Consider the following 19,616-nt stretch of genomic DNA (forward strand, 5'->3'; position numbering starts at 1 on the left):
GGCGCCCGTCCCCTAACGCCCCAGCACCACCGTCCCCGACGAGCAGAACCACCCGCCCGTGCCGGAGGCCACCGCCAGCTCCGGGAGCCGTCCGCCCGCCTTCCTCACCTGCCGCTGTCCGGCCTCCCCGCGCAGCTGCCGTACGGCCTCCACCAGGAGGAACAGTCCGCGCATCCCCGGGTGCTGGGCCGAGAGCCCACCCCCGTCCGTGTTCACCGGCAGTTCCCCGCCCACCGTCAAGCGTCCCTTCCGCACGAACTCCCCGCCTTCACCCTTCGCACAGAAGCCCAGGTCCTCCAGGGTCACGAGGGTCATGTAGGTGAAGGCGTCGTAGATCTCGGCCACGTCGATCTCGTCGGGCCGCACCCCCGCCCGCTCGAAGGCGAGGCGTCCGCTGACCGCCGCGGGGGAGACGGTGAAGTCCGGCCACTCGGACATCGTCGTGTGCGAGACGTGCTCGCCGGTGCCGAGGATCCACACCGGGGCCGTACGGCAGTCCCGTACGTACTCCTCGGCCGCCAGCAGCACCGCCGCGCCGCCGTCGGAGCGCAGGCAGCAGTGCAGCTTGGTGAAGGGGTCGGCGATCATCGGGCCGGACAGGACGTCGTCGGTGGTGATCGGGGTGCGGAACATCGCGTCCGGGTTCAGTGCCGCGTTCGCCCGGGCCTGGACGGCCACCGACGCGAGCTGTTCGAGCGTCGTGCCGTACGCGTGCATGTGGCGGCGCGCGGCCATCGCGTACTTGGCGATGAGCGTGTGGCCGTACGGGACCTCGAACTGGAGAGGGCCCCGGGCGCCGAAGGAGAGGTCGCCGGTGCGGCGGCCCGCCTTGATGTCGGCGCGGGCGGTCGAGCCGTAGACGAGGAGGACGGCTTCGGCGCGGCCCGCCGCGATCGCGTCCGTCGCGTGCGCCGCCATGACCTCCCAGGTGGAGCCGCCGACGGCGGTGGAGTCGACCCAGGTGGGGCGCAGGCCGAGGTACTCGGCCACCTCAGCGGGCGGCAGGGTGCCGAGGCCGGCCGACGCGAACCCGTCGACCAGTGAGCGGTCCATCCCCGCGTCCGCCAGCGCGCGGCGGGCGGCCTGGGCGTGCAGGGCGTAGGGCGTCGCGTCGTCCACGCGACCGCAGTCCGAGAGGGAGACACCCACGACGGCGACCTTGCGCTTCCCCGGAGTCATGGATCTGACGGTACATCAGATACGACGGCTCGCGGGAGGTCGTCGTGGCTCTGGGCATCCGCACTCCCCGGCGCTAATGTGACGGATCGTCAGATCGGGAGAAGGGGCCTGACCATGGACGCCCGTTTCACCGCCGAACAGGACGAGATCCGCCGCACCCTGCGGGAACTCCTGCTCAAGCGCTGCGGCCCGGAGGAGGTGCGCTCGGCCGTGCGCACCGGGGCCGGATACGACACCGGGCTCTGGGAGGCGCTCGCGCAGCAGCTCGGGCTACCGGGGCTCGCCCTCCCCGCGGCGTACGGCGGGGTCGGCTGTTCGTTCGCCGACCTCGCCCTCGCCTGCGAGGAGTCGGGGCGGGCCCTCGCGCCCTCGCCGCTGCTCGCCACGGCCGCCCTCGCGGCCCCGCTGATCCTCGCCCTCGGCACCCACGCCCAGCGCGCGGAGCTGCTGCCCAGGATCGCGGCGGGCGAGCTGACCGCCGCCCTCGCGGTGCCGGGCGCCGGGCTGCCCACCGCGCTCGGCCTGGTCGGCGACAACGGCGGGGACTGGGCGGGCGGCGGCCGGGCCGGGGGCGTACAGGCCCGGCGGGACGGGGAAGGCGGCTGGCGCCTCTACGGGGAGGTGGAACAGGTCCTCGACGGGCACAGCGCGGAGCTCCTGCTGGTCGCCGCGCACACCGGAGGGTTCGCCCGGCCCCGGACGCGGATCTTCCTCGTGACGGGGGACGCCCGCGGGCTCGTACGGATGCGGCAGACGTCGCTGGACGAGACCCGGGCGCAGGGACGGGTGCAACTGCGTCAGGTGCGGGCCGAGTTGCTGGGCGAGGAGGACGGCGACGTGCTCGGCGCGCTCGCCTCCGTCGGGGACAGCGCCGCCGCCGTGCTCGCCGTCGAAGCCGTCGGCGCCGCCGACCGGGCGCTGGAGCGGACCGTCGCCTACGTGCGGCAGCGGGAGCAGTTCGGGCGGGCGATCGGGTCCTTCCAGGCGGTGAAGCACCGGCTCGCGGACGTGTACGTACGGGTGCAGGCGGCACGGTCCGCCGCGTACTACGCCGCCTGGGCGGCGGGGGCCGGCGGCGAGCGGGTCGGCGGGCTCGCGCTCGCCCAGGGCCTGGAGGCGCTGCGGACCGCCGCCGCCGAGGCGATCCAGCTGCACGGCGGCATCGGCTTCACCTGGGAGCACGAGGCCCAGCTGTACTTCAAGCGCGCGGCCGGCGACGAACTGCTCTTCGGGCCCGTGCACCGGCTGCGGGCGTACGCCGCCGACGCCGCGCGGCTCTTCGACGCAGTGGAGGTGGCGGTCTGATGGCGCCGGGAATCCGGTCACGAACCGTGGTGCGCAGTGTGCAGAGGGTGTCCTCGACGCGGGCCTTCGCCCGGGTCGCCCCGCACCTCATCCCGGCCCTGGACCGCGCGGTGCACCGGCTGACGCGCGGCAAGGTGCTGCTCAGCGCGCAGCTGCTGCCCGGGATCGTGCTGACCGTGCGGGGCGCGCGCAGCGGACTGGAGCGGCGTACGCCGCTGGCCTGTATGCCCGAAGGGCCGGAGCAGGGGGCAGCGGGGACGGGAAGCTGGATCCTTGTCGGGTCCAACTTCGGGCGCGCCGATCACCCGGCCTGGACCGCCAACCTCCTGGCCCATCCGGACGCCGTCATCAGCTGGCAGGGCGAGGACGTCCCCGTGACGGCCCGGCTGCTGGAGGGGGAGGAGCGGGACGCGGCCTGGAAGGCGGTGCTGGCGTTCTGGCCGCCGTACGCCACGTACCAGGCGCGGATCGACCGTGAGATCCGGCTGCTGAGGATCGTGCGGCGCTCCGCATAGCGCAGCGGGCGGCAGTCCACCGGAGGGATGTCCGGAGTGAACTGCCGCCCGCATGACAGGACGTGGGCCGAACGGGGACCCCAGCAGATACGGTCGCGCTACTTGGTCGGCTTCTTCCCGGTGACCCCAAGGTGCACCAACAGCGCCAGGTTCGGCTTGAGTTCGGCCTGCTTGACGCCCCAGGTCTGGAAGCCCTTCTGGTGCGAGGCCACCGCGGCGAGCATCGCGACGAGCGAACCGGCGATCGCCGCGGGGTTCACGTCCTTGTCGACCTTGCCCTTGGACTGGAGCTCGGAGACCGAGTCCGCGAGCGAGTTGTTCACCGAGTTGAGAATCTTCATACGGAGCTTGTAGAAGCGCTTGTCGCCCTCGGCGGCGCCCAGATCGACCACGCGCAGGATCGCTTCGTTCTTCCGCCAGAACTCCAGGAAACCGTCCACGAGTTCCTGGGCGGTCGTCCAGCCGGCCTTGCCGACCCAGGAGCGCCCCTCGAGGAGCTGGGTCAACCCGGCGCCCTCCGCGGCCATTTGCTCGGCGATCTCCAGAACGGCGCCTTCGACGTCCGGAAAGTACTGGTAGAAAGTCGCCGGAGACGTGCCCGCTTTCCGGGCGACATCAATGACTTTGACGTCCCGGTACGGCGACGAGCTGAGCATTTCACTGAGGCAGTCGAGCAGTTTCTGCCTGGTCGCCTGCCCTCGCCGTCCGGCCACGCGGCCGTCGACGGTACGCACTTGTCCTGTCATGCCGTCAGCTTACCGAGGGGTGATCGGAGCGCGATTCGGCCGACTGCAAATGGGGTGCGTGGGGGGAGTGCGGGTGGCGAGTGGGGGGTGCGGGAGGTGCCTGAGGGTGTGCGGGCCGTCGCGCGGAGTGGAGGAGCGGAGTGGATGAAAGGCCGTTAACTTGGTCGCATGGCCGTATCCGGGGCACCCGACGCGACGCAGGCCTGCCCAGAGGGCGTCCCCTGCTGGGTCGACGCGCAGCTTCCCGATGTGGAGGCAGGCAGACGTTTCTACGGTGAGCTGTTCGGCTGGACCTTCGGGGAGGGGTTCGGGCCGTACGCGGAGGGCGTGTGGGCGCGCCATCACGGGGAGCCCGTCGCCGCCCTCGCCCCCAAGCGTGACGGCCGTATGCCCACCGTCTGGACGGTGTCCTTCGCGACCCCGGACGCCGCCGCGCTCGCGGCCCGGGTCCAGGTGGCGGGCGGGCAGGTGATCACCGCGCCCACCCAGGTCGGCCCCTACGGTACGGCCGCCCTCGTGACGGACCCCGAGGGCGCGGTCTTCGGTCTGTGGCAGGCGGGCACCCACCCCGGTTTCGGTGAACGGCGCGAGCCGGGCTCCTTCTGCTGGGCCGAGTTGTACGCGCGGGACCCGGGGACCGTCGACCGTTTCTACGGCGCCCTGTTCCACGAGGCCCTGTTCGGCCCCGACGCCTCGCCCGACTTCGGCCGTGCCCCGGTCTCCGGTGTCTTCCCGGCCGTGATGCCGCCGCACTTCCTCGTCCACTTCGGGGTGGAGGACGTCGACGCGGTCCTCGGTACGGTGAACGGGCTCGGCGGACGCGTCCAGGCGCCCCCTTTTGACACTTCGTACGGAAGGGCGGCCGTCGTCGCGGACAATCAAGGGGCGTCGTTCGCCGTACTCCAGGTACGGGGCCGGTGATTATGTCCTGAGACACCCCGTTCCGCCCCCGGGTTCGCAACCTGTGGCCCGGACAGGAAGAATCGGGGTGCGTGCCGCCATGGCGGTGCGGTGGTGAGACGCTGCACGGGGCCGCGTTCATACGTGGATGACGTGGCTCGTACGGGGAGGTGGCAGGCAAGTGGTGGATCAGCTGACACAGCACGATCCGCGGCGGATCGGGCCGTTCGAGGTGCTGGGACGGCTGGGTGCCGGCGGCATGGGGCTGGTCTATCTCGCGCGCTCGGCTTCGGGCCGGCGCGTGGCGATCAAGACGGTCAGGACCGAGCTCGCCGAGGACCAGCTGTTCCGGGTCCGCTTCACTCGTGAGGTGGAGGCCGCGCGAGCGGTCTCCGGCTTCTACACGGCGGCCGTGGTCGACGCCGACCCGCGCGCCGCGGTGCCGTGGCTGGCCACCGCGTACGTTCCGGCGCCCTCTCTCGAGGAAATAGTGACTGAGTGCGGGCCGATGCCGGCCCAGGCGGTGCGCTGGCTGGCGGCGGGCGTCGCGGAGGCGCTGCAGTCGATCCACGGCGCCGGGCTCGTCCACCGGGACCTGAAGCCCTCGAACGTGCTGGTGGTGGAGGACGGGCCGCGGGTCATCGACTTCGGTATCGCCTCCGGTGTCTCGAACACCCGTTTGACGATGACGAATGTCGCCGTCGGCACCCCGGCCTACATGTCCCCCGAACAGGCGAAGGACTCGCGCAGCGTCACCGGCGCGAGCGACGTCTTCTCGCTCGGCTCGATGCTCGTCTTCGCCGCCACCGGACACGCGCCCTTCCACGGCGCCAACCCGGTCGAGACGGTCTTCATGCTGCTGCGGGAGGGCCCCGACCTGGAGGGCCTCCCGGACGAGCTGCGTCCCCTCATCGAGTCCTGCATGCAGATGGAGGCGACCGGCCGCCCCAACCCCGCCGACCTCCAGGCCCAGCTGGCACCCCACCTCTTCGGCTCCGGCTCCGACGACAGCGGTACGGCGTCGGCGTGGCTGCCCGAGCGGGCGGTGGGCCTGATCGAGTCACGCCGTGGTGGCCGTCCGGCGCTGAAGCCCCCGCCCTCCAGCGGTCGCAGCGGTGGCGGGCGCCCCGCCCTTCCGCCGCCGCCCTCGCACGCTCCCGTGCCCGTCGGGGCGCCCGACACCGGCCCCGTACGGCTCGCGGGCGGCCAGGTGCCCATCGGCCCCGGACCGCGCGTCGCCGACGCCCGTGCGGCCGCCGTGAAGGCACCTCCTCCGGAGGCGGGCCTCGCCGCCGCCTGGTCCCGCCCGCGCGTCGGCGTCAACGGCGCCGACCCCGCGCCGGCGGTCGCTCCGCCGCCCGCCCCGGACTCCCCGTCCGGCTGGCGGCCCTGGCGCTTCCGCATGTCCAACGACGTCTGGGGTACGCCCTCGGTCGCGGGCGACCTCGTCTACGTCACCTCCTTCGAAGTCCACGCCCTGGACGTCGCGACCGGCCGCCGCCGTTTCAAGACGCGGGACGTGGCCTGGTCCATGGCGGTCGCGGACGGCCGTATCCACGCCTCCGACGGCCCCACCCTGTTCGCCCTGAACGCGCGGGAGGGCGCGGACCTGTGGCGTCTGTCCACAGACGCCTGGGTGTACTCCCTGAAGGCCGACCGCGGGACCGTCATCACCGGTACGCGCGGTGGCGGCGTCCAGGCCTGGGAGGCCTCCAACGGCCAGAAACTGTGGGAGATCACCGGCGCTCAGACCGACTTCGAGTCCCCGGAGGCCGGGCCCGCCGTCCACGAGGGCACGGTGTACGTCTGGAAGGACGCCCGGCTGTGTGCCCTGGAGGCCCGTACGGGTGAGGAGCGGTGGTCGTACCCGATCGGTGACGCGGCGTCCTGCGGGGGCGTACCCGTACGGATCACGTCCGCCTCCGACGGCTACGTCTACATCTCCGCGGGCACCCGCGTCCTCGCCGTCGACGTCGCCGGCGGGCACGTCCGCTGGCACTTCGAGGCCCCCGCGGTCTTCCTCTCCCCGCCGACCTTCGTGCCCGGGCCCGCGGTCACGGGAGGCGGTGTGTACCTCGCCGACTACCTCGGCACGGTGTACGCCCTCGACGCGACGGACGGCCGCGACCGCTGGCGCATCGCGACCGAGGCCCGCTCCTCGATCGAACCCGTCCTGGTCGCCGCCGGCCACGTCCACGTCGGCAGCGGCAAGGGGCTGTACACCCTCGACGCGGTCACCGGCACCCCGAAGTGGCGCTTCCAGGCCGGGGGCGACCTCGTGGGCGCGCCCGCGGTCGCCGAGGGCCGTATCCACTTCGGCTCGACGGACCATCTCCTCTACACCCTGAAGGCGGACGACGGCCGGCTCCGCTGGAAGCTGGCGACGGGTGGGGAGATCACCGGTGCGCCGGTGGTCAAGGACGGGGTGGTGTACGCGTGCAGCAAGGACCGGTGCGTGTACGCGCTGGACGCGGAGAAGGGAACGGGGACGGCACGCACGGCGTAGGGGGGACCGGTCCCCCCGGGGTGCGGTGATTCGGCCGCGGGCCGTCTGTGGCTGGTCGCGCAGTTCCCCGCGCCCCTGGGGGGCGGGGCTGCGCCCCGGCCCCCACTCGGCCGCAGACGCGTCACCGCACCCGGAACCCGTTCGGTCGGCGTGCGGAGAACAACTCCTCTTGCCGGGCCGGGGGCAGGTTGCCCAGGGAGATGAGGTGGGGCGCCTGCGCGAAGGCGTGGGCGCGGGCCGCCTCGTGCGCCGCCCACAGGGCGCGTACGGTGCCCTGCACCCCCTCGGAGGGATAGCCGGCGATCACCGTCGCACAGCGGACGGCGGCCTCCAACGCACCCCCGGGCGGGGTGAGTTCGGACACCAGCCCGATGTCGTACGCCCGCCGCGCGGACATCCGTTCGGCGCTCCCCATGAGTGCCGTACGCGCCGCCTCCCCGTACGGCATCCGGTGCGCCGCGTACACGGACTCGTACGCGCTGACCATGCCGTACGTCGTGTGCGGGTCGAAGAAGGTCGCGGTCTGGTCGGCGACGACGAACTCCGCCTCCCCGAGGAGGTAGAAGGCGCCTCCGCACGCCATCCCCCGCACGGCCGCGACGACCGGCTTCCACAGGTCGTTGGCCTTGGGGCCGATACGCAGGAGCGGGTCGTCCACCATGTAGGGGGAGGCGGGCTGCGGAGTCTCCGTGGTGCGGTCGAGGCCGGTGGAGAAGGCCCGCTCGCCCGCACCGGTGAGGACGACGGCCCGTACGGAGTCGTCGAAGCGGAACGCCCGCCAGGCGGCGGCGAGTTCGGCGGCCAGGGCCTCGTCGATGGCGTTCAGTCTTTCCGGGCGGTCCAGGGTGAGGACCGCGACGCCCGTGTCCTTGTCGGTCGAGATCCGCAGCCCGCCGCCGCTCACGACCGGCCCTCCAGAACCCACTGCGGCAGCCCCTCCCCGCTGAACACGACCCGTACCCGCGCCCCGATCCGGATCCGCTCCGGGGAGAAGGAGTCGAGCGGGGCGCCGGGGGTCGTGACCAGGTTGCCGACCAGGCGGATGCGGGGGGCCTCGGCGAGTTCGACGACGATCGCGTTGTACGGGGCCAGGGCCGCGTACGCCGGGAGCAGCGGCGGGTGCGGGACGACGTACGACCAGACGCGGCCGTGGCCGCTCATCCGACGCCATTCGCTGCCGAAGGACTGGCAGTGGGGACAGCAGGGGCGGGGCGGGAAGCGCGGCTCGCCGCAGTCGGCGCAGGCCTGGATCCGTAGCTCGCCCTGGGCGGCGTACCCCCAGAAGGGCGCGCCGTCGTCGTCGGGGACGGGGGAGAGAAGGGGCTCGGTCATGTCGGCTCCTCAGTTCCTCAGCAGGATCGCGGAGGTGGGGACGCCCTCCCCCGCCGTGACCAGGCAGGTGGCGGCCCCCGGGACCTGGGCGGTGCTCGTGCCCCGCAACTGCTTCACGCCCTCGTTGATGAGGTTGAAGCCGTGGACGTACGCCTCGCTGAGTCCGCCCCCCCCGGTGTTGAGGGGCAGCCGGCCCCCGATCTCCAGGGCGCCGCCCTCCGTGTAGGCCGCGCCCTCGCCGCGTCCGCAGAAGCCGTAGCCCTCCAGGGAGAGCGGGATGAGGGGGGTGAAGGCGTCGTAGATCTGGGCCACGTCGACGTCGTCCGGGGTGAAGTCGGCGTGTTTCCACAGGTGCCGTGCGGCGGTCCAGGCGGGGCCGGTGAGCGGGTCGTCGTTCCAGTAGTTGACCATGCCGTGGTGCTGGGCGGGCAGGCCCTGGGCGGCGGAGTGGACGTACACGGGCCGCTGCCGGCAGTCCCGGGCCCGCTCGGCGGACACGATCACGCAGGCCAACGCGCCGTCCGTCTCGAGGCAGTTGTCGAAGAGGCAGAGGGGTTCGCTGATCCAGCGCGAGGTCATGTACATCTCGCGGGTCAGCGGGCGCTCGTACATCATCGCGGCGGGGTTCTGGTTGGCGCGGTTGCGGCAGGCGAGGGCGACGTTGAAGAGGTGGTCGCGGGTGGCGCCGTACTCGTGCATGTAGCGACGGGCCAGCATGCCGATCTCGTCGGCCGGTCTGAGCAGCCCGAAGGGGCGGGTCCACTGGGCGGGGGTGGGGAGTTGGACGGCGGTGTTCTTCCACGGCCTCGGCCCGCTGCCGCGCTTGCGTGACCGCCAGGCCACGCCCACCGTCGCCTGGCCGGTGGCGACAGCGGAGGCGAGGTGCGCGACGGTGGCGCAGGAGCCGCCGCCCCCGTAGCCCACCTTGCTGAAGAAGGTGAGATCGCCGAGGCCGACCGCCTTCGCGACCTCCACCTCGTCGGTCTCCTCCATGGTGTAGGAGGCGAGTCCGTCGACTTCGGAAGGCGCGATTCCGGCGTCGTCGAGTGCGGCGAGGATCGCACGGCAGGCCAAGGTCTTCTCGGACTCGGGGAGTTGTTTGGCGAAGGGGGTCTGACCGATGCCGACGACGGCGGTGGCGTCCTTGATCCCCGGCATGGGTGCACCTCCACGGAAGGGCCCGACTGCTGACAGGCCGTCAGGCTACAGCTAATCTGACGGTCAGTCAGCTAGTGGGTTCGTGCCTACGGAGGCGTGAGATGCGCGGAGACCTGGAGTGGGGCAGCATCCCGGGGCTGATGCGGTCGGCGGCGACGCGCTTCGCGGACCGCGAGGCCGTCGTCGAGGGCCGTACGCGCGTCTCCTACGCCGAGTTGGGCGCCCGAGTGGAACGCGCGGCGGCGGCCTGCCTCGCGAACGGGGTCCGGCCCGGCGACCGGGTCGCCCTCTGGGCGCCGAACACCCTGGACTGGATCGTCTCCGCGCTCGGCGCGGTGTCGGCGGGCGCGGTGCTCGTCCCGCTGAACACCCGCTTCAAGGGCGCCGAGGCCGCGTACGTGTTGTCCCGGAGCCGTGCGCGGCTGCTGTTCGTGACGGGAACGTTCCTGGGGACGTCGTACGTGGCGTCCCTGCGACGGGCGACGGGGGAGAGGGAGGGGGAGGGGAAGGACGTCGGAACGGCCGGAAACGGCCCTCTCCCCGGACTGCCGTACCTCGAACAGGTGGTGGTGCTGGCGGACGACGCCCCCGCCGACTTCCGCACCTGGAAGGACTTCCTGGCGGACGGGGAGGGTGTCGGGGCGGCTCAGGTGCGGGAACGGGCGGCGGCCGTGCCGGGATCGGCGCCGTCGGACATCGTCTTCACCTCGGGCACGACGGGCCGGCCCAAAGGCGCGGTGATCACGCACGCGCAGAGCCTGCGGGCCTACGAGGTGTGGTGCGAGCTGGCCGGTCTGCGCCGGGAGGACCGCTACCTGATCGTGAACCCCTTCTTCCACACCTTCGGCTACAAGGCCGGGCTGCTCGCCTGTCTGATGCGGGGCGCGACGATGATCCCGCAGCCGGTGTTCGACGTGGACACGGTGCTGGCGAACATCGCGTCCGAGCGCGTCACGGTCCTGCCGGGCCCGCCGACCCTCCACCAGTCCCTCCTCGACCACCCGGCGCGGGCGTCGTACGACCTGTCGACGCTGCGGCTGGTGGTCACGGGAGCGGCCGTGGTCCCCCTCCGCCTGGTGGAACGCCTGCGCACCGAACTGGGCGTGGAGACGGTCCTGACGGCGTACGGCCTCTCGGAGGCCAGCGGATTCGTGACGATGTGCCGCCGGGGCGACCCGCCGTCCGTGATCGCGTCGACCTCGGGCCGTGCCATCCCTGGTGTGGAGGTACGCGTCGAGGCGCCCACGGGCACCCCGGGCGAGGTGCTGGTCCGCGGCTTCAACGTGATGCGGGGCTACTTCGAGGACACCGAGGAAACCGCCCGCGTCCTGACCCCGGACGGCTGGCTGCGCACCGGCGACGTGGGCGTCCTGGACCCGGCAGGCAACCTCCGCATCACCGACCGGATCAAGGACATGTTCATCGTCGGCGGCTTCAACGCCTACCCCGCCGAGATAGAACAGCTCCTGGGCCTCCACCCGGACATCGCGGACGTGGCGGTCATCGGCGTACCGGACGGCCGACTGGGCGAGGTCGGCAAGGCGTATGTCGTACGGCGGGAGGGTTCCGTCCTCACCTCCGACGATCTCATCGCCTGGTCGCGGCGCGAGATGGCGAACTACAAGGTGCCGCGGGTGGTGGAGTTCGTACGGGAACTACCGCGGAACGCGAGCGGGAAGGTGGTGAAGGGGGAGTTGCGGGAGGGGTGAGTGTTCACACCGGCCATGCGGTGACCTGGAGAACGTAGACGCACTCGTGTCGGGCAACGGTCAGGTAGAGGAACATTCCGCCGGGCACATACGCGGTTTGCACGCCTTCGCCTGTGCCTTGGTATGCGCTGCCGTCGAGGTGCAGGGCCTCCGCCGCACGCGCAATCTCGTCGGCTCGCTTCTCCACCTCGGCGACAAAGGCGGGTGGCGCGGGGCTGTCGCCGCCGATGACATGGGTTTCGTTCGGGTCGTACTCCCAGCGCCAGCTACTCACGGGTGAGTGACTCCCCGGCGGAGGAGTGGAGAGTACGGATTTCGTCCATTGCGCCCCGCCATGCGGGGTCGCCTTGGTCGACGGTCTGTGCTGTGTACTCGGCCGTACGCAGCCTCGCGGCCGAGGACGGGATCCTTGCGATCTCGACCGCGACGGCCCACGTTTCGAGGAACTGCATGATCGGGCCCAGGCTGCCAGTGCGGGCCGCCAGGGAGATGGCCTCGTCCTTCTGCCGCTCCATCTCGGCCAGCCGATGGGGAGCGACCTGGGCCAACGCCACACGCAGCGCGCCGGGTGTTCGCTCGGGCCGCGGGATGAGGGGGCCGCCGGGCTCGATGTGCTGTGCGGTCATCCTGGTCCTTCCGTGAGACCGTGCCATGTCCACGGTACGGTAGAGCACGCTGGTGACGCAGAGTATTTGCCTTGATGTCCTGAGTGATGCCATGAGGGCCGGTCGGCGTCCCGCCCCACCCCGGCTCGGGCCCCGGCCTGAACCCGAGTCCACCCGTCCCTCCCGGGCACGCGAGGTGAGCAACACACCCCCTTCGGCCAGCTCCCTCAGCTCCACACCCCGAGGATCCCGGAGTTACGCCCCCAGCCGTCTCTCCCTGTGGACAACTGGGGCGGGCGAGGTCGGTGAGGTGAGGGCTTGGCGGAATTGGGCCAACGTGGGGCTGCTGCGGTGGGGTGATCTGGCGGTGATCGGGTGGGGTGGGTGGCCCAAATCTGCCAAACGCCCAGTGGGGGCGGGACTACGGCTTCAGATTTGCGATGAAGGTGGACCAGGACGTGGCTTGGACCAGTAGGACGGGGCTGTCCTGGAGCTTTGAGTCCCGGATGGGGACGACTCCCGGGAGGCCGGTGGCGATCTCGACGCAGTCTCCGCCGGTGCCGTTGCTGTAGCTGCTCTTGCGCCAGCGCGCGGCGCTCAAGTCAATCTCGTGGCTTGCCATTTCGATAGTCCTCTGCCGCAGCCTCGACCATGGCCAGGGACGTCTCAGGCGGCAGTGCGACGGCCCTGAGCAGATCGTACGACTCCCGATACTGCTTCACGAGCGCTGGATAGTCGATGAGTTGGCCGCTGTGCAGACTCTCGGCGTACACCACGGGAGGAGCGTCCGCGAAGGTCATGAACTTGGTCATGCCCATCATGAACGGGTGAGCGACGGCGGTTTCCGGAACGATCTGCAAAATGGAGCGCGTGGTGTGGACCACCTCCGCGATGTGGTCCAGTAACTCGGCCATCTGCTCGTCCGGTAGGGCTGGGCGACAGATCAGCGATTCGTCGAGGATCGCCCAGAACTTCGGAGCATCCTGCGAGTCGAATAGTTCCGCCCTCCCCATCCGGGCGTTCACCTTCTTCTCGACCTCTTCGTCCGAGGCCCGGGGCATGGCCGCCCGCACGATCGCGCGAGCATACGCCGCGGTCTGTAGCAGCCCAGGCACCAGCATCGGCGCCCACTCCTCGATCGTCTCCGCATGCCGCTCCATCTCCGCCACGTCCGCGAAGTACTCCGCGTGCCCCGACTGCCGTGCCCTGCGCGCATCTTCACAACGGCGCTCGAAAAAGCCGTCCGTGCTGAGCTTCATGTCGACGTGCCGGGCCAGATCCAGCGGTATACGGCGCTCACCCCGTTCGATCTGACTCAGGAACGGGACCCCACGGAAGCTCCCCTCCGCCAACTGTTCGAGCGTGAGGCCCGCCAGTTCCCTCTTGAAGCGCAGCTCGGCGCCGTAGAAGGAGGGGACGTTCGCCGACGCGTCGGGGTCCTTACGGGAGGGCACAACTCATCACCGCCGTTTGCCAATTGCGCTGCGCAACCCAAACCTCTTTTACGGTACGCCGTTTCGCGTCAGCGTGTGACTGATCCATCACGGAACGTGTGGACGCGTGCACAGGAAGGCGTACCTCATGCAAGACCCCCAACCCCCCACCGCCAATGACGTGGACCGCTGCGTGGACGACCTCCGCGCCGCTCTCGCCGTCCACGGCATCACGCTCCCCTCCCTGCACGCGGACCTGCCGAGTTTCACGGGTGCGTATGCGCCTCCGGCGGGGCTGGTCGCACTCGGAAACTGCAACACCGCCACCGCGCGCAAGCTCACCGTCGCGGTGCGGAAGGCGGCCGAACAGTGAACGCACCGCCGCAGCTTGAGCTCTACCTCCCGGCCCTCCCCAAGTCCGTCCCCGACCTGCGTCGCATCGTGCGCCAGTACTTGGACGCGCCTTGTGCCGATGTCCAACTGTGCGTCACCGAGCTGGTCGGCAATGTCATCCGACATCTGGGGGAGGGCACACCCGTCCGGGTGCGGGTGGTACGCGCGGACGGCGGCCGGACGCGGGTCGAGGTCGCCGATCCCGACCCGCGCGCCCTGCCGGTCCTCCTGCGCGCCTCGGGCGACGACGAGTCCGGGCGCGGCCTGGCGTTGCTCGACGCGATGGCGCTGCGCTGGGGCGTGGAGCAGGGGGCGGCGGGCAAGACGGTGTGGTGTGAATTGGGGGAGGCGTAGTGCTGTCGTTCCGGTCTCTGCTGCTCCCGCTGTGGCACCTCGTCGCTCCCTTTTTCCTCGGCACAGGGAGACGGCGGCGGTCCGGCGGACGGTTGTCCCTGCCGGTGGAGGAGCCGGCGCCCAGGGAGACCTCGCGGTGGCAGCCGGGCAAGGTGTTGTCGTCCCCTCGCCCACCTCTGCCACGCAGTCCCTACGCCCGCGAAGCCGCCACGGACCAGTGCGTCGACGTCACCGGCATCCCGCTTACCCGCCCCTACTACCGTGCGGCGGAGAAACGCCGGCTCCAGGGTGAGCGTCGCCTGGCCCTCGTACTGGCGCTGGAGGGCGTGGACTGCGGTTCGTCGGTCATCCACGGATCTATGTGGGCCGTATGAGGTGGCGTGTTGGTCCTGCGGCGTTACGACCGTGGCGTGCTGGTCGGCGAAGGCTGGAGCGGCAGCCCCACCTGGCGATTGTTCGAGAGGGTCGAACGGTTTCCGCCACGGATTGACCTGAACCATGCACCGGACACACGTCGGCCGCGGCGGCTCCCCCTCCGCGCCGCCGCGGCCGATCCCCGTCGTGATTGGTCAGTTGGACGGTTCGCTTGTTGCGTGCTGGTCCAGCGGCTTGATCTCGCCACCGGTGGCGTGCTGGTCCAGCGCGATGAGCTCTTCGCCGGTGGCGTGCTGGTCCAGCGCGACGAGTTCCTCACCGGTCGCGTGCTGGTCCTGCGGCTTGACGATGGGCTCGCTCTTCTTTTCGCTCATAGAGGTCAACTCCCCAGTTCTGTTCCAGGCAAGAGGCTTGGGGCCCGCCCGGCAACTCCCCCGATGGACGCCGGACGGGCACCGATCGGCCGCTCAGATTAACCTCACGGCCTCACTACCGATCCGCCTGCCCCCCGACGCGACGGAACGACAGGAGTGAGCATGTCGGGAGGCGATAAACGTTCGATGAACGCCCTGACACCCGGCTAGGCAGCGGCAGCCAGGGTCAGCAGGCTGCGCACCTCGTCCGCTTCGGGTGAGCCCAACTCCTCGTGGATCCCCAGGGCTTCTCGCCAGCAGACTTGGGCGCGACCGGTCTGTCCGATGCCGCTGAGGGCGCGACCGAGGACTGTGAGCACGAGCCCACGTCGCCACTCCCCGCCGATGTCCCGCAGCACGATCAGAGCCATCTCCGCGTTGGACGCGGCCTGCGCCGGCCGCCGGGCGGCGAGATCGACCTCGGCGAGCCGGAAGAGAGTCATCCCCTCCCAGAGCCGCTGACGGCTGTCCCGGAAGGTCTCCAGGGCTTCCACGAGGCTCTCGGCCGCCGAGCCGAGTTCCCCGTTGCGGGTGAGCGCCAAACCCAGGGCGTAGCGCCCGTTCGCGCCCCTGAGGGCGTTCCCTGTGGAGTCGTAGATGTCGATGCCTTGTTGAGCGAGAGTGACGGCGCTGTCGACACGTTCCGTGGCCAGGTGAATGCGGGACAGGTTGCACAGTGCGCTGGCCTCGCCCGGCCGGTTCTTGTCGCGGCGGAAATTCTCGATGGCCGAGGTCAGGTGCTGCTCACCCTCGGCGTGCCGACTCTGGTAGATGGCGATGATGCCGCGGGTGTTGGGGGCCCAGCAACTGGCAACGGGGTCGTCCGCTTCCTGCGCCATGCGCGTGGCTTCGACGGCGGCCGCGTCAGCTTGATCGAAGCGTCCCGCGACCATGTGAACGTCGGTGAGCGTAGTCAGCGCCCGCCCGGCCGCACGCGCGTCGCCGATGGCACGAGCACGCTCGAGCGCCGCGTTCGCGGCGACCTCGTATTCGCGCGAATTGGCTCCCGACTCGGCAAGATCCTTGGCGGCCCAGAGCAGGTCGACAGCCCTGCGAAGTCGGCTGTCCGCCACTGACTGGCGAACGCACGAAAGGAGGGCGTTCGCTTCGGCGTACAACCAGTCGTGCGCCGGATGCCGATCGTCGAACACCAGCCCCGGGTGCTCCGTGGCCTCCAGATGGTCCACCAGCCGGTCCCCGGGACGTTCGATCGCGTACACCCCCGCCGCCGTGGCCAGGTAGAAGTCCAGCAACCGCGACATCGCCGCGTCGCGCTCGCTCGGGGGCTGTTCGTCGCGTTCGGCGCAGGCGCGGGCGTAGAGGCGTACGAGGTCGTGGTAGCGGTAGCGGCCGGGGGCGGCGGATTCCAGGAGGGAGGTGTCGACGAGGGATTCGAGGAGGTCCTCGGTGTCGTCGATCGGGAGGTCGAGGACGGCGGCCGCAGCGGCGAGGGAGATGTCGGGGCCGTCGGCCAGGCCCAGCAGGCGGAAGGCGCGGGCCTGGGCCGGCTCCAGTTGGCCGTAGCCGAGTTCGAAGGTGGCCTTGACCGCGAGGTCGCCGGCCTGGAGCTCGTCGAGGCGGCGGCGCTCGTCGCCGAGCTTCGCCGCCAGGACCGAGACGGTCCAGGTGCGGCGGGCGGCCAGCCGGGAGGCCGCGATGCGGATGGCGAGGGGGAGGAAGCCGCAGGCCGCGACGACGTCGAGGGCCGCCTCGCGCTCCGACGCCACCCGCTCCTCGCCGACGATCTTCGTGAAGAGCTGGAGGGCCTCCTCCGGGGACATCACGTCGAGGTCCACCAGGTGGGCGCCCGCCAGGTCCACCATCCGCACCCGGGACGTGACGAGGGCGGCGCAGCCCTCCGTGCCGGGCAGGAGGGGGCGGACCTGGGCGGCGTCGCGGGCGTTGTCCAGGAGGACCAGGACGCGGCGGCCGTCCAGGACCGAGCGGTAGAGCGCCGAGCGCTCTTCCAGGGAGTCGGGGATGGAGGAGTCCGCCGTGCCCAGGGCGCGCAGGAACGCGCCGAGGACCGTCTCCGGCTCCGCCGCCCGCTGACCCGCACCCTGGAGGTCGACGTACAGCTGCCCGTCGGGGAACGCCGAGCGCGCCTGGTGGGCCACGTGCACGGCGAGGGTCGTCTTGCCGACGCCGCCGATGCCCGCGAGCGCCGAGACGGCCATGACCTGGCCCTCGCCCTCGGCGGAGGAGGCGGAGGCCAGGACGTCACTCAGCTCCTGGACGAAGGACGCGCGGCCCGTGAAGTCCGTGACCGTGGCGGGGAGTTGGGCGGGGCGGACCGGTGCCGCGGCGGGCTCGGCGGCCGGGGCCGAGGGTTCCGCGAGGCCCGGGTCGGCCTGGAGGATGCGCTGCTGGAGCTCCTTCAGGCCCGGGCGGGGATCCACGCCGAGCTCGTCGGCGAGGAGGCGGCGCGTGTCGGCGTACACGGCGAGCGCCTCGGCCTGCCGTCCGCTGCGGTACAGGGCGAGCATCAGCAGTTCGCGCAGCCGCTCGCGCAGGGGGTGCGCCGCGGTCAGGGCGGTGAGTTCGGAGACCGCCTCCGCGTGGCAGCCCTGCTCCAGGTCCATGTCGAGGCGGGATTCGAGGAGTTGGAGCCGCCACTCCTCCAGGCGGGTGCGCTGTGTCTCCGCGTACGGCCCGGGCACGCTCGCCAGCGGCTCCCCGTCCCACAGGCCCAGCGCCCGGTTCAGCAGATCGCGGGCGGAGCACAGGTCTCCGGAGTGCTTGGCCTTCTCGGCATCGGCGGCGAGTTCCTGGGCCTCGGCGAGGTCGAGGGTGCCGTCGCCGCCGGCCAGCCGGATCGCGTAACCGCCGGACTCACTGATCAGGACGCCGGGGTCCAGGGCCTTGCGGAGCCGAGAGGCGTACGTCCGTACGGCGGCCAGCGCCTGGGGCGGCGACTCCTCGCCCCACAGGGCGTCGATCAGCTCGCCGGAGGTGGCGGTCCGGCCCTCCCGCAGCAGCAGCGCGGCCAGCAGGGCGCGTTGCTGCGGGGACCCCGTGGGCAGGGAATCCTCGCCGCGCCAGGCGCGCACCGGGCCGAGCACGCTGAAGCGCAACGCCGCCGATTCCCCGGCACGTCGCTGCTCCGGCACTCGCGGTACACCGTCCATCGCCGTCCCCCTGCCGAACCGTCAGTACTACGAGGCCAGTTTGCCTTGTTCATGGCGGATGCGTCAGCCGTGCGAGACAGCGATCACAGGCGTGCACACGGTACAGGCACGGGGAATCACAGGGCTCTCACAACCTCTGCGTACATCTCCGCACAGAGTCTCCCGTTCCGGAGGCGTGCGGCGGCCCCGCGGAGCCGTACCGGACAGGTAGCCGACGGAGAGCTGACGGGTCGTCAGATCGGCGCTACCGTGAGCCGTATGGAGACCACGAGGACCACTGAGGCCGCCCAGGCGTCCACGACCCCGTTCCCGAAGATCATCTCCGTGGACGACCACACCGTGGAGCCACCCGGCGTCTGGCGCGACCGCCTCCCCGCGAAGTACCAGGACACCGGACCCCGCATAGTCCGCGCGCCGCTGAAGGAGATGACCTTCCTCGGCGGCAGGTTCGCCCCGGTGATGGGCAGGCCCGGCGACGACGGGCCGATCGGCGACTGGTGGGTCTACGAGGACCTGCACCGGCCCCTCACCCGCCTCGACACCGCCGTCGGCTACGACAGGGACGAGATACGGCTGGAGATCATCACGTACGAGCAGATGCGACCCGGCTCGTACGACGTCCCCCAGCGCCTCGCCGACATGGACGTCAACCACGTCCAGTCCGCCCTCTGCTTCCCCACCTTCCCGCGCTTCTGCGGCCAGACCTTCACCGAGGCCAAGGACCGTGAGCTGGGCCTGCTCGGGGTGAAGGCCTACAACGACTGGATGGTGGAGGAGTGGTGCGGCCCGGCGGCCCACGGCCGGCTCGTTCCGCTCACCCTCGTACCCCTCTGGGACCCGGAACTCGCGGCCGCGGAGGTACGCCGCAACGCCGCCCGTGGCGTCCGTGCGGTCGCCTTCTCCGAGATCCCGCCCCACCTCGGACTCCCCTCCGTCCACACCGACGACTGGGACCCCTTCCTCGCTGCCTGCGACGAGACCGGCACGGTCGTCGCCATGCACATCGGCTCCAGCAGCAGGATGCCGTCGACCTCGGCCGACGCGCCGCCCGCCGTCGGCTCCACCATCACCTTCGCCAACTGCTGCTTCTCGATGGTCGACTGGCTGATGAGCGGCAAGTTCGAACGCTTCCCGAACCTCAAGGTCATGTACGCGGAGGGCCAGATCGGCTGGATCCCCTACATCCTGGAGCGCGCCGACGTGGTCTGGGAGGAGAACCGCGGCTGGGGCGGCGTCGCCGACAAGGTCCACCGCCCGCCGTCCGAACTCTTCGCCGACCACGTCTACGGCTGCTTCTTCGACGACGCGTTCGGCCTGCGGAACCTCGATGCCATCGGGGTCCCGAACGTCCTCTACGAGACCGACTACCCCCACTCCGACTCCACCTGGCCCAAGTCCCGCGAGGTCGGCGAGGCCCAGATGGGGCATCTGGACGCGGACGTGGTGGAGCGGATCGTCCGGGGCAACGCGATCGACCTGCTGGGGCTGACGGAGGACGGGTTGTGGGCCGGGCCGGGTGGTCCCCGTTGAACCAGTCCCCGTCGAACCAGTCGGCGTCGGACCAG

The 19,616-nt window shown here is 71.3% G+C and carries 20 protein-coding genes; 9 read left to right on the plus strand and 11 right to left on the minus strand.

Going from position 1 to position 19,616, the window contains the following annotated elements; genetic code table 11:
* Nucleotides 1-12: 12 nt before the first annotated feature.
* Nucleotides 13-1,179 carry a thiolase C-terminal domain-containing protein gene (locus OG568_RS29025; RefSeq protein ID WP_329533670.1) on the minus strand — a complete coding sequence of 389 codons (1,167 nt, stop codon included), beginning with the start codon at nucleotides 1,177-1,179 and terminating at the stop codon, nucleotides 13-15.
* Nucleotides 1,180-1,293: 114 nt separating this feature from the next.
* Here OG568_RS29025 and OG568_RS29030 point away from each other — a divergent pair, with 114 nt between their 5' ends.
* Together OG568_RS29030 and OG568_RS29035 are read left to right on the plus strand one after the other, a co-directional pair.
* Nucleotides 1,294-2,484 (plus strand): acyl-CoA dehydrogenase family protein, encoded by a 1,191-nt coding sequence (locus tag OG568_RS29030; protein ID WP_329533671.1) that lies wholly within the window; start codon nucleotides 1,294-1,296, stop codon nucleotides 2,482-2,484.
* Nucleotides 2,484-2,999, plus strand: a complete 516-nt coding sequence (locus tag OG568_RS29035) for a nitroreductase family deazaflavin-dependent oxidoreductase (RefSeq protein WP_329533672.1) — start codon at nucleotides 2,484-2,486, stop codon at nucleotides 2,997-2,999. Before OG568_RS29030 ends, OG568_RS29035 begins: the two co-directional genes overlap by 1 nt.
* A 98-nt stretch (nucleotides 3,000-3,097) precedes the next feature.
* Here the strand turns inward: OG568_RS29035 and OG568_RS29040 are convergent, their stop codons facing one another.
* A complete protein-coding gene (locus tag OG568_RS29040) occupies nucleotides 3,098-3,733 on the minus strand; it encodes a TetR family transcriptional regulator (RefSeq protein WP_266434116.1) in 636 nt (211 codons plus the stop codon).
* A gap of 180 nt (nucleotides 3,734-3,913) precedes the next feature.
* On the opposite strand from OG568_RS29040, the gene OG568_RS29045 reads away from it, so the two are divergent.
* Together OG568_RS29045 and OG568_RS29050 are read left to right on the plus strand one after the other, a co-directional pair.
* Nucleotides 3,914-4,666 (plus strand): VOC family protein, encoded by a 753-nt coding sequence (locus tag OG568_RS29045; protein ID WP_329533673.1) that lies wholly within the window; start codon nucleotides 3,914-3,916, stop codon nucleotides 4,664-4,666.
* A gap of 160 nt (nucleotides 4,667-4,826) precedes the next feature.
* Nucleotides 4,827-7,151, plus strand: a complete 2,325-nt coding sequence (locus OG568_RS29050) for a serine/threonine-protein kinase (protein WP_329533674.1) — start codon at nucleotides 4,827-4,829, stop codon at nucleotides 7,149-7,151.
* Between the two features lie 121 nt (nucleotides 7,152-7,272).
* Here the strand turns inward: OG568_RS29050 and OG568_RS29055 are convergent, their stop codons facing one another.
* From OG568_RS29055 to OG568_RS29065, 3 genes are read right to left on the minus strand one after another with little or no spacing between them, the layout of a single operon-like run.
* Nucleotides 7,273-8,055, minus strand: coding sequence for an enoyl-CoA hydratase/isomerase family protein (locus tag OG568_RS29055; protein ID WP_329533675.1), 783 nt, complete (start codon nucleotides 8,053-8,055; stop codon nucleotides 7,273-7,275).
* On the minus strand, nucleotides 8,052-8,483 hold the full coding sequence (locus tag OG568_RS29060) for a Zn-ribbon domain-containing OB-fold protein (RefSeq protein ID WP_329533676.1): 432 nt from the start codon (nucleotides 8,481-8,483) through the stop codon (nucleotides 8,052-8,054). Before OG568_RS29060 ends, OG568_RS29055 begins: the two co-directional genes overlap by 4 nt.
* Nucleotides 8,484-8,492: 9 nt before the next feature.
* Nucleotides 8,493-9,641 carry a lipid-transfer protein gene (locus OG568_RS29065; protein WP_329533677.1) on the minus strand — a complete coding sequence of 383 codons (1,149 nt, stop codon included), beginning with the start codon at nucleotides 9,639-9,641 and terminating at the stop codon, nucleotides 8,493-8,495.
* A 101-nt stretch (nucleotides 9,642-9,742) separates the two neighbouring features.
* Here OG568_RS29065 and OG568_RS29070 point away from each other — a divergent pair, with 101 nt between their 5' ends.
* A complete protein-coding gene (locus tag OG568_RS29070) occupies nucleotides 9,743-11,350 on the plus strand; it encodes a FadD3 family acyl-CoA ligase (RefSeq protein WP_329533678.1) in 1,608 nt (535 codons plus the stop codon).
* A 4-nt stretch (nucleotides 11,351-11,354) separates the two neighbouring features.
* On the opposite strand, the gene OG568_RS29075 is transcribed toward OG568_RS29070, so the two are convergent.
* The 4 genes from OG568_RS29075 to OG568_RS29090 form a co-directional block, all read right to left on the minus strand.
* Nucleotides 11,355-11,624, minus strand: coding sequence for a hypothetical protein (locus OG568_RS29075; protein ID WP_329533679.1), 270 nt, complete (start codon nucleotides 11,622-11,624; stop codon nucleotides 11,355-11,357).
* Nucleotides 11,617-11,976, minus strand: a complete 360-nt coding sequence (locus tag OG568_RS29080; RefSeq protein WP_266583217.1) for a DUF6247 family protein — start codon at nucleotides 11,974-11,976, stop codon at nucleotides 11,617-11,619. The genes OG568_RS29075 and OG568_RS29080 overlap by 8 nt, the downstream gene beginning before the upstream one ends.
* A 400-nt stretch (nucleotides 11,977-12,376) precedes the next feature.
* Nucleotides 12,377-12,577 carry a DUF397 domain-containing protein gene (locus OG568_RS29085; protein WP_329533680.1) on the minus strand — a complete coding sequence of 67 codons (201 nt, stop codon included), beginning with the start codon at nucleotides 12,575-12,577 and terminating at the stop codon, nucleotides 12,377-12,379.
* Nucleotides 12,558-13,409, minus strand: a complete 852-nt coding sequence (locus tag OG568_RS29090; RefSeq protein ID WP_329533681.1) for a helix-turn-helix domain-containing protein — start codon at nucleotides 13,407-13,409, stop codon at nucleotides 12,558-12,560. Before OG568_RS29090 ends, OG568_RS29085 begins: the two co-directional genes overlap by 20 nt.
* A 127-nt stretch (nucleotides 13,410-13,536) precedes the next feature.
* Here OG568_RS29090 and OG568_RS29095 point away from each other — a divergent pair, with 127 nt between their 5' ends.
* From OG568_RS29095 to OG568_RS29105, 3 genes are read left to right on the plus strand one after another with little or no spacing between them, the layout of a single operon-like run.
* The gene (locus OG568_RS29095) at nucleotides 13,537-13,761 is read left to right on the plus strand and encodes a hypothetical protein (protein ID WP_329533682.1); all 225 of its coding nucleotides are present in this window, start codon (nucleotides 13,537-13,539) and stop codon (nucleotides 13,759-13,761) included.
* Complete coding sequence (locus OG568_RS29100; protein ID WP_329533683.1) at nucleotides 13,758-14,135, plus strand: ATP-binding protein; 378 nt, start codon at nucleotides 13,758-13,760, stop codon at nucleotides 14,133-14,135. Before OG568_RS29095 ends, OG568_RS29100 begins: the two co-directional genes overlap by 4 nt.
* Nucleotides 14,135-14,509: a hypothetical protein gene (locus OG568_RS29105; protein ID WP_329533684.1), complete on the plus strand. Its 375-nt coding sequence runs from the start codon at nucleotides 14,135-14,137 to the stop codon at nucleotides 14,507-14,509. Before OG568_RS29100 ends, OG568_RS29105 begins: the two co-directional genes overlap by 1 nt.
* Nucleotides 14,510-14,704: 195 nt before the next feature.
* Here OG568_RS29105 and OG568_RS29110 read toward each other — a convergent pair whose 3' ends face one another.
* Both OG568_RS29110 and OG568_RS29115 read right to left on the minus strand, forming a co-directional pair.
* Complete coding sequence (locus tag OG568_RS29110) at nucleotides 14,705-14,884, minus strand: hypothetical protein (protein ID WP_266583205.1); 180 nt, start codon at nucleotides 14,882-14,884, stop codon at nucleotides 14,705-14,707.
* A gap of 206 nt (nucleotides 14,885-15,090) precedes the next feature.
* Nucleotides 15,091-18,051, minus strand: a complete 2,961-nt coding sequence (locus OG568_RS29115; protein ID WP_329533685.1) for an AfsR/SARP family transcriptional regulator — start codon at nucleotides 18,049-18,051, stop codon at nucleotides 15,091-15,093.
* Between the two features lie 258 nt (nucleotides 18,052-18,309).
* Here OG568_RS29115 and OG568_RS29120 point away from each other — a divergent pair, with 258 nt between their 5' ends.
* On the plus strand, nucleotides 18,310-19,581 hold the full coding sequence (locus OG568_RS29120; RefSeq protein ID WP_329533686.1) for an amidohydrolase family protein: 1,272 nt from the start codon (nucleotides 18,310-18,312) through the stop codon (nucleotides 19,579-19,581).
* Nucleotides 19,582-19,616: the final 35 nt, after the last annotated feature.

This window comes from Streptomyces sp. NBC_01450 (assembly GCF_036227505.1).
Taxonomy (GTDB): Bacteria; Actinomycetota; Actinomycetes; order Streptomycetales; family Streptomycetaceae; genus Streptomyces.

Excerpts from the sequence above, each read along its gene's own strand:
- OG568_RS29025 (WP_329533670.1), bottom strand. The coding sequence starts at position 1,179 with ATGACTCCGGGGAAGCGCAAGGTCGCCGTCGTGGGTGTCTCCCTCTCG.
- OG568_RS29030 (WP_329533671.1), top strand. The coding sequence starts at position 1,294 with ATGGACGCCCGTTTCACCGCCGAACAGGACGAGATCCGCCGCACCCTG.
- OG568_RS29035 (WP_329533672.1), top strand. The coding sequence starts at position 2,484 with ATGGCGCCGGGAATCCGGTCACGAACCGTGGTGCGCAGTGTGCAGAGG.
- OG568_RS29045 (WP_329533673.1), top strand. The coding sequence starts at position 3,914 with ATGGCCGTATCCGGGGCACCCGACGCGACGCAGGCCTGCCCAGAGGGC.
- OG568_RS29060 (WP_329533676.1), bottom strand. The coding sequence starts at position 8,483 with ATGACCGAGCCCCTTCTCTCCCCCGTCCCCGACGACGACGGCGCGCCC.
- OG568_RS29065 (WP_329533677.1), bottom strand. The coding sequence starts at position 9,641 with ATGCCGGGGATCAAGGACGCCACCGCCGTCGTCGGCATCGGTCAGACC.
- OG568_RS29070 (WP_329533678.1), top strand. The coding sequence starts at position 9,743 with ATGCGCGGAGACCTGGAGTGGGGCAGCATCCCGGGGCTGATGCGGTCG.
- OG568_RS29080 (WP_266583217.1), bottom strand. The coding sequence starts at position 11,976 with ATGACCGCACAGCACATCGAGCCCGGCGGCCCCCTCATCCCGCGGCCC.
- OG568_RS29085 (WP_329533680.1), bottom strand. The coding sequence starts at position 12,577 with ATGGCAAGCCACGAGATTGACTTGAGCGCCGCGCGCTGGCGCAAGAGC.
- OG568_RS29095 (WP_329533682.1), top strand. The coding sequence starts at position 13,537 with ATGCAAGACCCCCAACCCCCCACCGCCAATGACGTGGACCGCTGCGTG.
- OG568_RS29110 (WP_266583205.1), bottom strand. The coding sequence starts at position 14,884 with ATGAGCGAAAAGAAGAGCGAGCCCATCGTCAAGCCGCAGGACCAGCAC.
- OG568_RS29115 (WP_329533685.1), bottom strand. The coding sequence starts at position 18,051 with ATGGACGGTGTACCGCGAGTGCCGGAGCAGCGACGTGCCGGGGAATCG.
- OG568_RS29120 (WP_329533686.1), top strand. The coding sequence starts at position 18,310 with ATGGAGACCACGAGGACCACTGAGGCCGCCCAGGCGTCCACGACCCCG.